General features: G+C 59.8%; 16 protein-coding genes and 3 pseudogenes. 5 read left to right on the top strand and 14 right to left on the bottom strand.

Features of this window, described 5'->3' with window-relative positions:
* The first annotated feature begins 361 nt into the window (after nucleotides 1-361).
* Nucleotides 362-529 (top strand): hypothetical protein, encoded by a 168-nt coding sequence (locus tag AKL29_RS44640; protein WP_244481916.1) that lies wholly within the window; start codon nucleotides 362-364, stop codon nucleotides 527-529.
* 16 nt (nucleotides 530-545) lie between these two features.
* On the opposite strand, the gene AKL29_RS44635 is transcribed toward AKL29_RS44640, so the two are convergent.
* The 9 genes and pseudogenes from AKL29_RS44635 to AKL29_RS10720 all read right to left on the bottom strand — a co-directional run bounded on the left by AKL29_RS44635 (nucleotide 546) and on the right by AKL29_RS10720 (nucleotide 7,688).
* Nucleotides 546-794, bottom strand: coding sequence for a hypothetical protein (locus tag AKL29_RS44635; RefSeq protein ID WP_244481914.1), 249 nt, complete (start codon nucleotides 792-794; stop codon nucleotides 546-548).
* A 986-nt stretch (nucleotides 795-1,780) separates the two neighbouring features.
* Nucleotides 1,781-2,002 carry a hypothetical protein gene (locus AKL29_RS10750; RefSeq protein WP_152977530.1) on the bottom strand — a complete coding sequence of 74 codons (222 nt, stop codon included), beginning with the start codon at nucleotides 2,000-2,002 and terminating at the stop codon, nucleotides 1,781-1,783.
* Between the two features lie 86 nt (nucleotides 2,003-2,088).
* Nucleotides 2,089-2,339: pseudogene (locus AKL29_RS46815) on the bottom strand (integrase); the annotation flags it as partial.
* 79 nt (nucleotides 2,340-2,418) lie between these two features.
* A complete protein-coding gene (locus AKL29_RS10745) occupies nucleotides 2,419-2,970 on the bottom strand; it encodes a hypothetical protein (RefSeq protein WP_050384137.1) in 552 nt (183 codons plus the stop codon).
* Nucleotides 2,971-3,036: 66 nt separating this feature from the next.
* Nucleotides 3,037-3,336, bottom strand: coding sequence for a hypothetical protein (locus AKL29_RS10740; RefSeq protein ID WP_050384136.1), 300 nt, complete (start codon nucleotides 3,334-3,336; stop codon nucleotides 3,037-3,039).
* A 90-nt stretch (nucleotides 3,337-3,426) separates the two neighbouring features.
* Entirely contained in the window at nucleotides 3,427-4,740 is a 1,314-nt protein-coding gene (locus tag AKL29_RS10735) for a DUF2130 domain-containing protein (RefSeq protein ID WP_050384135.1), read from the bottom strand.
* Nucleotides 4,741-4,760: 20 nt separating this feature from the next.
* Nucleotides 4,761-5,102, bottom strand: a complete 342-nt coding sequence (locus AKL29_RS10730; protein ID WP_050384134.1) for a helix-turn-helix domain-containing protein — start codon at nucleotides 5,100-5,102, stop codon at nucleotides 4,761-4,763.
* A pseudogene (locus AKL29_RS46445) lies at nucleotides 5,099-5,430 on the bottom strand (type II toxin-antitoxin system RelE/ParE family toxin). Before AKL29_RS46445 ends, AKL29_RS10730 begins: the two are co-directional and overlap by 4 nt.
* An 89-nt stretch (nucleotides 5,431-5,519) precedes the next feature.
* Nucleotides 5,520-7,688, bottom strand: coding sequence for a hypothetical protein (locus tag AKL29_RS10720; RefSeq protein WP_050384133.1), 2,169 nt, complete (start codon nucleotides 7,686-7,688; stop codon nucleotides 5,520-5,522).
* Nucleotides 7,689-8,010: 322 nt separating this feature from the next.
* Between AKL29_RS10720 and AKL29_RS10715 the strand changes: the two genes are divergently transcribed.
* A complete protein-coding gene (locus tag AKL29_RS10715; protein WP_050384132.1) occupies nucleotides 8,011-8,349 on the top strand; it encodes a DUF3768 domain-containing protein in 339 nt (112 codons plus the stop codon).
* 11 nt (nucleotides 8,350-8,360) lie between these two features.
* Nucleotides 8,361-8,630, top strand: a complete 270-nt coding sequence (locus AKL29_RS10710) for a hypothetical protein (RefSeq protein WP_050384131.1) — start codon at nucleotides 8,361-8,363, stop codon at nucleotides 8,628-8,630.
* Between the two features lie 54 nt (nucleotides 8,631-8,684).
* Here AKL29_RS10710 and AKL29_RS42770 read toward each other — a convergent pair whose 3' ends face one another.
* From AKL29_RS42770 to AKL29_RS10705, 3 genes are all read right to left on the bottom strand, one after another.
* Nucleotides 8,685-8,840, bottom strand: coding sequence for a hypothetical protein (locus AKL29_RS42770; RefSeq protein ID WP_160321734.1), 156 nt, complete (start codon nucleotides 8,838-8,840; stop codon nucleotides 8,685-8,687).
* A 183-nt stretch (nucleotides 8,841-9,023) separates the two neighbouring features.
* The gene (locus AKL29_RS42765; RefSeq protein ID WP_160321733.1) at nucleotides 9,024-9,197 is read right to left on the bottom strand and encodes a hypothetical protein; all 174 of its coding nucleotides are present in this window, start codon (nucleotides 9,195-9,197) and stop codon (nucleotides 9,024-9,026) included.
* Nucleotides 9,198-9,309: 112 nt separating this feature from the next.
* A complete protein-coding gene (locus tag AKL29_RS10705; RefSeq protein ID WP_152977529.1) occupies nucleotides 9,310-9,636 on the bottom strand; it encodes a hypothetical protein in 327 nt (108 codons plus the stop codon).
* 361 nt (nucleotides 9,637-9,997) lie between these two features.
* Between AKL29_RS10705 and AKL29_RS10700 the strand changes: the two genes are divergently transcribed.
* On the top strand, nucleotides 9,998-10,375 hold the full coding sequence (locus AKL29_RS10700) for a hypothetical protein (RefSeq protein WP_152977528.1): 378 nt from the start codon (nucleotides 9,998-10,000) through the stop codon (nucleotides 10,373-10,375).
* Between the two features lie 181 nt (nucleotides 10,376-10,556).
* Here the strand turns inward: AKL29_RS10700 and AKL29_RS10695 are convergent, their stop codons facing one another.
* Both AKL29_RS10695 and AKL29_RS10690 read right to left on the bottom strand, forming a co-directional pair.
* Complete coding sequence (locus AKL29_RS10695; protein WP_152977527.1) at nucleotides 10,557-11,342, bottom strand: type IV secretory system conjugative DNA transfer family protein; 786 nt, start codon at nucleotides 11,340-11,342, stop codon at nucleotides 10,557-10,559.
* A gap of 36 nt (nucleotides 11,343-11,378) precedes the next feature.
* Nucleotides 11,379-12,062, bottom strand: a complete 684-nt coding sequence (locus AKL29_RS10690; RefSeq protein WP_050384127.1) for a hypothetical protein — start codon at nucleotides 12,060-12,062, stop codon at nucleotides 11,379-11,381.
* A 17-nt stretch (nucleotides 12,063-12,079) separates the two neighbouring features.
* Between AKL29_RS10690 and AKL29_RS44630 the strand changes: the two are divergent.
* A pseudogene (locus tag AKL29_RS44630) lies at nucleotides 12,080-12,343 on the top strand (IS3 family transposase); the annotation flags it as partial.

Here is a 12,343-nt window from a genome sequence, read left to right as displayed (position 1 = left end):
CACTCACCGGCTGTTCGATCGAGCGGGCCTCTGGATCGACCATCATATCCAGGTCGATGCGTAACCTGCGGACATCGCCCAACGATACGGAGAGGTGGATCCGTTGGTAGCTATCCCGTTGACTTTTGCTTAAGTACTACGCCGCCTCCGGACGAATACGCCATGTCGCGCCGGGTGTGTATGCCTTCGCCCCGCCGCACCTGGATCCGGCGAACTTCCATCCCGACCGGATAACTTCACGAACTTCTGGCCTGGAACTGGAAGGCCGCACGCGAAGCCGAAAAGCGAGCCGTGGCATGACGAAGCCGAAGCAACGGCGGGGAACGCGAAAAGCACGCAAGACGACGATGCGGACCATGCCATGTCGTTCGAACGGCTCGGACAATGGATGAGCGAGCGCGCCAGGTCGCCGACGCTTCGGCATCCGCGGGCGGCGTCGCTCTCCATGCTCGACGGCGCTGTGGCCGCGGTGGTCGCCGGGCCGGTCTCGATGGCCTCCGAGGAATGGGGTGCCCGCTCCTCGGCGTAGATCCCGACGCCTTCAATCATGACACCGAGGAGTTTTCGGCGATCGCCGCCACGCTGATGCGCCACAACGCGATCAGCGAGACACTGTCGAAGAGACCGGAGAGAGCTTCGAGCCACTGTTCGTGCGATCGCAGGACGGCCAAGTCGACCCGCAGCCCTGGTGCATGGGCTTCTACACCGTCATGAAGCTTCGGCTTCTCGTCTGGTCGCGGCTGCTCTCCGCGAACTGAACCGAACACCTTATGCTGCGGCCGATCTTGGTCCATTGCATCGACGACGCCGGTCGGCCCTTGCTACCCCCGGCCCGGCGCACGCTGTGAACGCAGCCTATCGTGCAAAACGCCTGGCGCGACATTCCAGCAACCATCGAGGCTCTGCGGCAGTTCTGGATGCCTATACGCTTCAAGCGCAGTGCGTAGGCGGTCCGTACCAAGCCCGTGGCCCTCTCGTACCATCTACATCGAAGCCATCCATCCTGCTGCCATCTCAGTTTTAGCCTATAACGAGAGGTTCTGGTTCTGAGGTGGCTTAGGTGACGGCCTAGTCGCCATAAGCTCCGCGATCGCGGCAAGCACGGCGCTCGTTTCGGTCTTCCCGTCAGACCAGTCTCGGAGCGCCGCTATCGCGTTCTGCAAAGCCTCTTCACGGGTCACGGCATGATCTCCACGAAACTTCGCGCTTGGAGCCGAGCCCGCTAGACCTCCAAGCCTACAGAAAAGACACACGGACGGAAGAATGCGCCGTTCGTGCGAGTTACCGGTCAAGACCAAGCTGTCTTCGCGAGGGCCGTCACTAAGGCCGCCAAGCTCATACGTCTCTCAGCAACCGGCGTGCCAGGCGAACCTGGAATAATAGTGCCAAAATAGTACGCTTCGGCGCACGGCTCGTGCGGATTTCCGACGTGCATGTCATCAACTGGACATCGTTGAGCGAAATCAGACGTGCGGCGCTCGTCATGGTGTACAACGATCAGCTCGCCGGGCTCCACGCCGAGAACAACGCGATGAGACCCGTGCTGAGCCAATAAGAGACACTCCGTGACTCTAGCCCCGCACAATTCGCCCTGACAACCGGCTCACCTTGATTTTCCAATTGAAAGCGACCGACCTGGACGAGGACTTGAAAGTCGAGGCAGAATGCGGTTTCGCTGCCCTAGAACAAAGCTAGCGTAGAAGCCACCCCAGGCTGCAGTCAGCAGGATTTGGAAGACTGTCAAATGACGCGTAGGGATGGGCCGCGAGTGCCGCGAATTTCAGCGCGGCTGATATGCGGCCTCGCTGCCCCACTTCCGCGAGACGTGCTTCGCCGGATGCGTTTTCAGCACGGAAACAGCCAACCGGATGATAATTCGCCCGAGTTGGTCGATCAGTTCGTCGAACGCGACAACAAGATCATCTTCCGAACGGCTCGGCCGCGGCAGTGGCGGGACGTTTCGAATGGCCAGCGCTACTTTGCCGACCACTTCGTCCACCAAGCCCAACTATCTCGCCGGCGCGCGCGTCGAGGTCGTGCCATGGAATGCGGCGCGTCCCCGCGCGCGGCGCTCGGCGGCAAGGAGTGCGTGTCCGTGAGCGCCTTTCCGTCAAGCAGTCCTTCAACATAGCCGGCGATCGTGTCGGCAGCCATAATCAGAGCTATGTCGAGCGTGCGGATTTAGTTTCTGGTGACAGAGTCCTTCATGGCCAACGAGCGCGGCGATGGTGACTCTGTGAAGCCGAGATCATTCGCGAAGCTGTGGCGTAAGAGTGCGGCGTGATATCCGAGAGCGTCGAATCTTCGAAAATCTGCTTTCAATGATTCGCGAAGCCTCCAAGCTTTCATTTAGGAATTGCCCGTATGTTTTGGGCATGACCAAGCGCGTGATTTCAGTTCGACTTTCGGACGAACGCCTCAAGCAACTTGATGAGGTGTGCAGCCGGCTGGGCATGAACCGCTCGCAGGTTCATCGAAAGCGCGGATCAGTTGATTGCCACGCTTGCCCATGTTGCCGGGATGGAGCGGGCCAGACACGGACGGTCCTTTAAATAGAAAGGCTGCCGATGTCGGCTCGTCTTCGATCGTCAAACGCGCGGTCTGCAGGTCGGATTTCTCGCCACCCCAATCCTTCGATACATAAGGCTCCCCGATAATGTCAGCGAAGGCTTGTTTCACCGCTACCTCAGGCATGCTCTCGATTGCTTTGAGGTCGGCTGCTGTTGGTTGGGGACTGTGCTCGACCCGTGAGAATTGATCGATGTCCTGCGCATAGACGCGGATCGACGTTGCAATAGGCATCGGAAGGGGACCGGCAGCTTCGATCTCCTCGCCGATAATGTAAGGAAAAACCTCAACTCTATGTCCGTGAAATTCGAAATGACCGGCAACAAGCATGCGCTTCTTGCCCTTTAATACCCCGACAGAGGTTGTCGAGAAGAAATGATCGATGCTCATCTCTCCAAGCATGTCGAACTCGGTCGCCGCTAGAGGAATAGCCGCTTTCAGGGTGGCGTTCCTAGGCGGCTTTCCTTCTTATGCCCGCCTGATCGCCTCGGCTGCGCCGGAAAACGTGAAGACGCCCCAGACGAAACCCAAAATGCGTTTGTCGTCGACATCCTTGGTGGCAACCACCTCGGCGAGGTTTGAAAACCGACCTTGTCGCAACAGGTCTTGAGCTGTCGCGGCAACGTCTCTCATTGCAAGTACCCGATCGCCCGAATTCTCGACGAGCGGGCTTTGCGCTTCGATCGCGAAATTAACGTCAGCGAGTAAGCCAAGGCGCCGGCTGTTGAGATAGTACGGAAAAAGTCGATGGCGCTCAAAGCCGGCCATGGTCAACGCACTCCAATACTACGCTTTCGCGTTGTTACCCCGTTGGTCTCTGAAATCCCGCTAGCGCAATGCTGGATACGCCCCGCCAACTCATCCGGCCTCCCGTTCCGTGCTCATGCTGTCTTCCAGTAGCGGCAGGTCTAAGCTCGGAATCTCTGGCATGGCCTTGCCCGCGATGGCTTGTAGGTCTCCGACCATCCCCACCGTGCTGTCGATAACCGCTAGGATCTGGGTTTCCCGTTTCGCCCACTGCCGACCCATGAACTTCCGTTCCTTGTCGAGATCCTCGCGCATATCGTCGAACTTCTCAACGACGGCTTCCACCCGCTGTCTGAATTTCGTCCCTGTCAGGTAGTTGTAGACCTGCTCCATCTTCGTTTGCTGACCTTGCTGGACCAGTCGTGAACTGCTGACGTCGATCAGAGCCTGGCGGAGCGCGACCGCCACAGGCAGCGCACAGCGAGGATGAGCCACCCAGACACCGTCCACCAGGTCGAACTGCTCAATATGCTTGGGTAGGGCGTGGGAGATGATCAGAGCGACGTCAGCGCCGGAGCGGCGCTGGTCGTCACGCAGCTTAGCCAGCCACCCGTCGCTCCAGGCTTTGGTTCGCTTGGTCTCCCAAAGGATGATGCCGGCGGGTTGGCTGATCGATCCGTTGACCTGCTGGATAACGTCCGCGCCAAGCTCGCCTTTGCCGACCGGTTCAATCGTATCGGTTGGAAAGCGGCCGCGAAGCAGCTCTTCGAGTTTCAGTTCGAGGACCTCGCCCTGCGACTGCTGTGAGCCCTGCTCCGCCTTCCGCTTCAACTCTTCGATGGTGCGTGTCATCGACTCGATGGTCTGGTCCTTTTCGGCGACGCGCAGCCGCGCGGCTTCATCAGCTTCCTGTCGCGCTTTGGTTTGAATCGGTTCAACCGAGGCCTGGACACGCTTCTCGACGGTCAGATCAAGCTCCCGCTTCTCTTCGTCGAGCGCCCGTTGCTTGCGCAGCAGCTCAGCTTGCACCTGCTGCGCTTCCGCCAGCTTGGCGTTGTTCGCTTCCAGCATTTGCCGAAGCTCGGCCAATTCGTTGGTGCGCGCTAGCAGTTCAGCTGCGGCTGCATCTTTGGCTTTCTTGGCTTCCGCAGCGACGAGTTGACTGCGCTCAGCCGCCAGCCGGCTGGCCACCTGGTCCGCGATCTGCTCACGATCCTTCTGAAGCGTTTCCCGCTCTTGCTGGAGCACTTCGGTCTTTCGTGCGACCTCCGCGTCCTTGCTGGCGAGCTGTTCCTGGAAACGTTGGCGTGTCTCCGAGAGCAAGGGCGCCGCGAGAGATTCCGTGAGCCGGATCTCGTGGTTGCAATTGGGGCAATGCAGGGTGGGTTCATGCGCGGCTCCAGCCGCGGTCGCCTTGAATGTCATGAACCCTCCCTTTGGTCTCGCTAGGCCGGAATAAACGTGATCCGGCCGGCTTCGCCGCGCTTCCGATGCGGCTTTACCGTGATTTCGACGTCCTGATCGAACGCTGTCAGCATCCGCAGCAGCTTTTCCACCGAAACCAGCTTGAAATGCCCCCGCAGCAGCTTGGACAGGTCGGGTTGCTTCATCTCGACCAGTTTGGCGGCTTCGGTCTGGGTAATTTCCCGATCAGCCATCAGCCGTTTCAGCTGAACGACGAGAGCGGCCTTGAGCTGATGCGCCTCGGCGTTCGGTAGGCCGAGATCAGCGAAAATGTTGCCGGAGCCCCGGCTATGGGCGGGCAGCTTCTTCTTCGTGCTCATCATCGGTCTCCCTTGGTTGCCTTGTGGATGGCCTCGGCGTCGCGCAGGCGCTGCCGGACCAGGTCAATGTGCCGCTGCGGCGTGGCGATGCCGCTGGTGGACTTCTTCTGGAACGCGTGCAGGACTACAGGACGCCCTCCAACCGCGTTCTGTAGACGGTTCGGTAGGTGTCGCCGTCAAAGTTGTCGCAAATCTCTAAAACGCCGCTGAAGCCCTTCAGGGGCTTCGCATTGCGCGGGTGTTCGCCGAGCTGCGCTTCGAAAAGGGACTGGCCGATCTCGCTTCGGACGGCCGCGGGAAAAGCCCGCAGGTCCTTCTTGCTCGAACCCACGAAAACCGTGGGTTTGATCGTGCGCAGTAGATCATTCACGGGGTTATAGTAATATATCTATAGGTCGCTGTCAACGGCTACGCCGTGCGCTAACTCAGCTTGCAGACATCCTGATAGAGGGCGCGCAGGTGGTCGTCGGACATGTCCAGGATGGGCTCGTACATAAACGAATTCAGATGGATGTTTTCCGGCGTCATCAATACGACCCGTTGAATGACCCGCACGGCGCCATCGTCGCAATCCTTGCACGCCTGATAAAGCGACAGAAGCCTGGTGGTCTGGAGCGCCTTGATGGCGTCAACCTTTTTCTGGTCATTGATTTTCTTGACCATGAAGCTCTCTGCCGAGAAACGCGCGGCCAAGGACAGCACGATCTTGTTCTCAAGCTTCGAGGTGCTGCCATCCTTGATGCATTGTGCCGCTTGCGCCTGAATCGAGGCCATCACCGTGTCACCGGGTTTTTTCCAGGCGCCTGTGCCGCCAAACAGCCCGGTGTAGATCTTGTCGAGATCGGCCTCGGTTATCGAGGCCGTATCCGCCTTGCAGTGGAGGAGGGAGGTCAGGCGCAGGTAATCGGGGTCATCTTCACCCTTGGTATATTCGATCAGGTTGCGCATGAACGGTATCGACGCGATCCGCTTCATGGGATCATTGAAAAACGCCTTTTTCCAGTCGCGGACGAACACATTTTGGATGCCGGAGGCGCGCGCCAGCTGCAGGCCGCCTTCGCTCTTAGACGCCATGTAGCATTGCGAGTAGGGGACGAGCAGCCGGCTGTTGATGGTACGGAAGAAGTCGAAGTTGTGCGTCAGAATGAGTTGGGTGAAGATCGCGTCCTCGCCGATTTCCATCAGGTACTGGATGATGGCGTATTTGTTTTTATAGTCGAAGGAGTCGGCGATGTCGTCGACCACCAGCAGGGTCTTCTGCCCGGATTTGCGGCGTGCCTGGATCTCGAAGATGACGTTGAGCACATAGAGGGCCTTCTTCTCGCCGGTGCTGAGGACCTCGACCAGCGATTCCTTTTGGACCTCCGCTGAATCCTTGCCGTCCTCGAAGCGGAACCCGAGTGACAGCATTGGCTCTTGCCCGAGCATCACCGAAAGGCGGTTCTTGGCTTCCAGCTTGAACGGCACGAAGAACCGGCTGTTGAAGACGTCGATGACCTCTTCCCACTGCGTGCGCTCGGCCGCGGCTTGAGCCTCGATCTCGGCCCGCCGCTTTTCCGCAGCCTGGAACTTATCGACGACGTCGACATATGCGTCCCAGTTGGCCTTCAGATAGGATTTCCAGACCTCTTCCCGGAATTTATCGATATTGGAGAGTTCCGGCAGAATGTGCTCGTTGTTGGAGACATATTCATCGAATTCCCGCACGGTCGCATTGCGCTGGATGAGCTTCTCCAGATCGCCGAATTTCTTGCGCAGGTCCTTATCGCTGGAAATCTGCTCTTTCTCGGCCTTGATAAGCTTCTCAAGTTCCTTTTCATCCCCGATGTCGATCGTCTTGTCGGCATTCAGGCGAATGGAGTGCTTGGCCTTGAAGAAGCCGTTATCCGCGAGGCTCTTCGCGATCGTGGCAGCATTATAATAGTTGAAGACGCCCTTCTTGAAATAGGTCGAGGCGGCCAGCAACTCGTTGTATTTCTTGATGTAGGATTCGATCGCGGTCTTGACGTCCTTGGTGTTGAGGAGCGTCAGTACCTTTTCGTCGAAGATGATGTCGTAGTTGATGTCCGCGAACGCCTGCCCTTTTTGGGAGGCGAGTTCGTCCCTGATCCGGATCAGGGCCCGATAGAATTGCTGTTCCTCGCGCGTGAAGGTGAGCGATATCTCCTTCTCGATATCCTTTTTGGTGCCGGACTGCGCTTTCAGCGCTGCGAGCAAGCGCTCCTTGGCGGCATCAATGTCGAGGTGAAGTTTTTCATACTCCTCCCGAAGTGGCGCATTGACGAGAAGCGTCGATGTCCTCTCGGTGTGGCCGAACACCTCGTCGTAGGGCCGGACCACCAGTACGCATTCCGGGGCAATCTCAGTCCCGGTTTCGTCGATGACCTTCCGGGCGGATGGGCGTTCGGGGAACACGCGGTCTCCTGAAGCCTTGCCGTCCGCGATGTCCTGAAAGGTCTTTGCCAGGGACGATTTCATGGCGCCGTTCGGCGCATAAATGGCGCAAGCGCTGCCTGAGCCGAAATCGAACTGTTCCTTGAGCGCCTTGATGCCGTAGCAGTGCTGCAGCTCGACGTTCAGCTGTTTCATACGTATTCCCCCAGCGCTCGCCCTCGACTTACGAGCGCTACCCGATTCAAGTTTAGCGCGCGCGATCACCGTCGTGCAATCGCAATTGCGATTTTGCTTCCTCGGCATTTGGTCGAGTCGAGTGCCCCGTTGAAGGTCTGCACCAACCCGGCCGGTAAGGTCGGGGTGAATAGGCCCGTAGCGCATGCCGGCAAGGCATCCACCCGCATCCCGAAGGCGGGGCCCTCGGGCGGAGCCTCCTTGCCTGCCCGCTCAGACCTGCGGGCCTTGAATTCTCCCGACCGGCCGCGATGGCGCAGCCGACAACAAGGGAGATACTCAAATGCTCAACGACACCAACGCCGAGAAAATCCGCAGCCTCAACGACAGCTTCAGGCGCAACCTAGTCTTCGGCGGGACCGTCCTGCTTACACCCGGTGTGACCAGCCTCGAAATCGACCGCCAAGCCGATCTGCTCGAAGCGGTGCGCAAGTTCGACAACTTCACGCCGGACAACGATCCACACGGCGAGCACGACTTCGGCGCGATCGACCTAGGTTCAGACCGCTTCTTCTTCAAGGTCGACTACTACGACCAGACCGGCTCGATGGGCTCTCCCGATCCGGCCGATCCGACGGTCACCCAGCGGGTCATGACCATCATGCGCGCCGACGAATACTAGGAGGCGCCGACATGACCAAGATCCTCAACGTCAACGACCTTTGCGACGCCATCAGCGACTCCACGCTCGACGAGCACACCCAACGAGTCCTTATCGGCAGCTTGGAAGCGGCCGTCTTGATCGCCGCGAACGCCCTAGCTGAGCACTACGGTGTTGTTGCCAAGCATGCCGAGTACGAAGCCGGCTGCGGCGGGCTCTGCGTAAACTTCTATCCAGCCCACGAAGGCCAGGAATGCCCGGACGTGATCGACGCTGGCGACGAAGGCGGCGACTGGCCGTGAGGCCTGCGCACCGCAGCCATCAAAAAGAGCGCCCGTGGGCGCTCTTTGCGTTCGCTAAACGATTCTCCTCGGCAGCCCGATGATCTTGCCGCCGATCTTGGCATCGGCCGGTATCGGTGTGACCTCCGTGCCCTCGGGGCTGTTCGTGCCATCGAGAGGAAAGTCCCACCGATAGCCCGGCGGGTTATAGCCCGGTTTCAATACCAGCATTGTTTGACTCCATGTATCTTCCACGCGCCTGGAGGCGCGTGGTATGGATGAAACGGTATGTGGAAGTGGCAGCAGTATGGGACAGCGCCGATGGATTTCAATCCTTGTCGCGGTCAACAGAATCCAGCGCATGAGAAAGGGGCCCAGCAGGCCCCTTCTGTCGCTATTTGCCGATGAAGTTCGTCACGGCCATGCCGAGCATCTTTTCGGCGATGGGCCGCGCGTCACGCCTTCCTCGACGAAAAGGTTGATGAAGCCGCTGTACCCGTCAGTGCTGCGGAACTGGACGAGGTAGTTGTCGCGGCTGCCGTACATCTTGCAGAACGCCACGTCCAGATACGGCGGATAGCCCTCCACGATGTTGCAGCACTCATAGAGGATCGTGCGGCTCTCCCTTGTCCACCGTGACCGACGCAGGGTTGCTTGCACTTCGGGCAGTGAATGGTTGGACGTTCCATCGCTATTCCCCTCATTTGCCCGTGTAGTCAGTCAGAGCCATGCCGAGCATCTTTTCGACGATGGGGCGGACGTCGCGGCCCTGCTCGACGAACAGGCTGATGTAACCGCTGTAGCCGTCAGCGCTTCGGAACGGGACGTGGTAGTTGTCGCGGTTGCGGTACTTCTTGGTAAATTCCACCATCAGGTACGGCGGGTAGGGCTCCACGACGTTGCAGCACTGATAGATGATCGTACCGGCCGTTTTATCGAAGGCCACCGGCGCCGGCTGCTCGCACTTCGGGCAGTGAATGGTTGGCCGTTCCATAAACCGCCTAGGTGCTGACCGCTCGTTACTCATGTTCTCCTCGTTGGCCCCTGCATCACGCCGGGACGCAGGATGCGGGGCACGAGGCCCAAAAAGTTCAGTTACAAGTTCAGTGTGAGGCGTAGCGTTGCTACTGCAAGGGGCGGGCCGCAATGGCGATGCAGCGGCGTAGCGCGCGCGTCACCGATAAAAAAAGCCCCGCTGGCGCAGGGCTCAGATGTAGGCCATGCCACAATACAGGCCTGCCGACAGATTACCGCAGCGGCGACTCGCCGACAACAGCGCGTGACGGCACGGTATCTAAGGAAAACAGCGCAGGGGTTGCTGCGCGCGTCCGCTGGCGCGGCCGTGCTCGCACCCCTTGCTGACCAACACAACCAATGAAAGAATGACCATGACCATGACCCACAATTCATGGATTTGTACCCTCACCATCGACACAGCCACGCCCGATGCCGTTCAGGCGTTCCGCAAATGGCTCAGCCAGTACGGCCCACCGGTGCCGCGCCGCGATAGCGACGTCATCGCCAAGTACGTGAGCACCATGCTGGCCGCCTGCGCCAAGTCGCGGGGCACCGCTGCGGCGTTCAGAGCAACCAGGGCCCGGCCCATCATCACCGCGCCCTGGCGCCACGATGCGGCCTTTGAACAGGAACCGACACCCTTGCTGGCCGAGCTTTCCCCGCAGCGTAGGCGTCAGCTCAACGGGCTCGCCTATTGTGCCTTCGGCGCCCTTATCGTGCTCGCCTGCATCGTCACGTTCGTCCTCTGACATGCAGGCCCGATTGACCGACTTCCCTGATACCGCACCAGCACGGCGGGTGCAGCTTTGTGCATCCCGGCTCTTGCCCATGGGCAAACAGCCCGTGATGATACATAGGTATCTTAGGAAAAAAGAGCGGCTGCTGCGCGCGGGCCGCGCTCGCATCCGCTGGTATTATGATACCCCGATGTCATTCGAACACCACGCCCGGTGCGATGTGGGCTTGCAGCAGTTTCAGATCGCCTGTGCTGGTGTCGTAAGCGTAGAACTGTCCAGTTGGCAGCTCGGTCGGCATCACTGACAGGCTATCGAGGTCATCGCCGAGATCGAGCAGCGCTCGCGCGGTGTGGCGTGCGCCTTGGCGCATCACGAGCCGCCAGTTGAGATTATTGAGCAGCGCGCGGTCGACGGAATCTGTCGTATGGCGCTGCGCGGCGATGACAATATGGATGCCGAGAGCGCGCGCCCGGCGGGCCAGGCTCACCAGGTTTGCGGCCAGGCGCTTGGCCCGGGCCTTCTCCTCCTTCTCGTTCGCAGTGTCGATCGCCGACTGCACTTCGGCGAACTCGTCGATAACCAGCGCGACGCGGCCGTGCATTGGCCAGTTCTGCAAAGCATTTTCGCGCATATAGGTCTGCCGCTCGTCGGCCAGGCGCATCAGGCCCTCGACCGCGCGGGCATAGGCCACGACGAATGCCGTTGTGAGCATGTCGAGCTCCATGATGGCGTCCATGCTGGTGTCGAACTTGTACGCCGACAGGCGCTTCTGCGCATGCTTCAATGCCACCAGGGACGTGAACGAGTTTGACATCCGAGAAAGCTGTAACAGCTCTTTCTCGACAACTACCAAAGCCGCGCTTCCCGTGTCGGCCATCGACTGGAAGTTGTTGCGCCACTTCTCGGGGAGGAGAGGGAGCGCCTCCTCTGGCAGCATGTAGTAGTCATTTTGGTCAGGCTCGGTAGCGACCTCCTGCACGTATGCTCATTCGATCCGTCGCGTCGGCACATATGTTCACCGCCAATCGAGGCGTTCGGCATCCTCGTCGTGAGCCTTCGCCTGATGATCATAGTTCTTGGCAAGGTTTTCGAGGATCCCTGAGGTGCGGGGCCAGTCAAAGGCCGTGGCCTCGGACCAATCGCGATATTGCTTCGCCAGCTGACGTTCCTGGTCACCGCCGGCACCGTACGCGCGCGAGGTCACGCCACGGCGGTTGGATTTCCCGATCATCACCCCGGTTTCCAGATCGCGGCTGCGGATCGCCTCGATCACCTCGCGGACCGGAACGGCGGGCCTGATGCCGTCTGCGTCAATCTTGGAGGCCGAGAGCAGCTCGCCGATCTTCTGATCGGCGACCAGACCGCGGCCCTTGGCGTGGGCGAGCTTGCGCGCCTCCTTGATCCATGCCTCGAGCTTGGCGCCGTCGATCGATCCATCGGCAGCCGTGCCCGGGATCACATCCCACAGCCGCAGCAGCCGGAACGCCTGGCTCGCGACATTGCGGGCCTGCTCCTCGTTCTCGACGGGCGGATCGGCCACGCCGCTATCGTGGCTGGGCCGAAAGATCGCCGTGATCAATTGGACAAAGAGATCAGGGTTGATCGCGAGCTCCGACATGATCGCCTTCGCCTTGCGCGGCGAGTGCTCGAACATCGGCAGGTATTGCCATTCGAGCTGCGCGAGCGTCTTGGTGGGCACGTCATCCGCCTCGTCCAGCCATCGGCTGTTGCCGAATGACCATGAGATACCAGACGACAAGGTCAGACAATGTCGGCCTTCGCCAACGCATGCGAACGATCGCCCGAGAGCGCCGTCGCTTCGGCTATCGACGCCTGCATGTTCTGCTCAAGCGGGAGGGCTATGTGATTAACCACAAGAAGCTGTTCCGGCTCTACCGGGAAGAGAAGCTTGCGGTGCGTCGCCGTGGCGGCCGCAAGCGGGCGATCGGGACCCGGGCACCAATGACGGTGCCGATGGCG

The sequence above is a fragment of the Bradyrhizobium pachyrhizi genome, assembly GCF_001189245.1.
Classification (GTDB): domain Bacteria; phylum Pseudomonadota; class Alphaproteobacteria; order Rhizobiales; family Xanthobacteraceae; genus Bradyrhizobium; species Bradyrhizobium pachyrhizi.
The sequence above is the reverse complement of the archived record's forward strand: the minus strand, read 5'-3'. Positions and strand labels throughout refer to the sequence as shown.

Bases quoted from the DNA above. Each gene is read 5' to 3' on its own strand.
- AKL29_RS10705 (WP_152977529.1), bottom strand. From the start codon at position 9,636: ATGAGTAACGAGCGGTCAGCACCTAGGCGGTTTATGGAACGGCCAACC.
- AKL29_RS44640 (WP_244481916.1), top strand. From the start codon at position 362: ATGTCGTTCGAACGGCTCGGACAATGGATGAGCGAGCGCGCCAGGTCG.
- AKL29_RS10745 (WP_050384137.1), bottom strand. From the start codon at position 2,970: ATGCTTGGAGAGATGAGCATCGATCATTTCTTCTCGACAACCTCTGTC.
- AKL29_RS10740 (WP_050384136.1), bottom strand. From the start codon at position 3,336: ATGGCCGGCTTTGAGCGCCATCGACTTTTTCCGTACTATCTCAACAGC.
- AKL29_RS10710 (WP_050384131.1), top strand. From the start codon at position 8,361: ATGACCAAGATCCTCAACGTCAACGACCTTTGCGACGCCATCAGCGAC.
- AKL29_RS10700 (WP_152977528.1), top strand. From the start codon at position 9,998: ATGACCATGACCCACAATTCATGGATTTGTACCCTCACCATCGACACA.
- AKL29_RS10735 (WP_050384135.1), bottom strand. From the start codon at position 4,740: ATGACATTCAAGGCGACCGCGGCTGGAGCCGCGCATGAACCCACCCTG.
- AKL29_RS44635 (WP_244481914.1), bottom strand. From the start codon at position 794: ATGGACCAAGATCGGCCGCAGCATAAGGTGTTCGGTTCAGTTCGCGGA.
- AKL29_RS10720 (WP_050384133.1), bottom strand. From the start codon at position 7,688: ATGAAACAGCTGAACGTCGAGCTGCAGCACTGCTACGGCATCAAGGCG.
- AKL29_RS10730 (WP_050384134.1), bottom strand. From the start codon at position 5,102: ATGATGAGCACGAAGAAGAAGCTGCCCGCCCATAGCCGGGGCTCCGGC.
- AKL29_RS42770 (WP_160321734.1), bottom strand. From the start codon at position 8,840: ATGCTGGTATTGAAACCGGGCTATAACCCGCCGGGCTATCGGTGGGAC.
- AKL29_RS10715 (WP_050384132.1), top strand. From the start codon at position 8,011: ATGCTCAACGACACCAACGCCGAGAAAATCCGCAGCCTCAACGACAGC.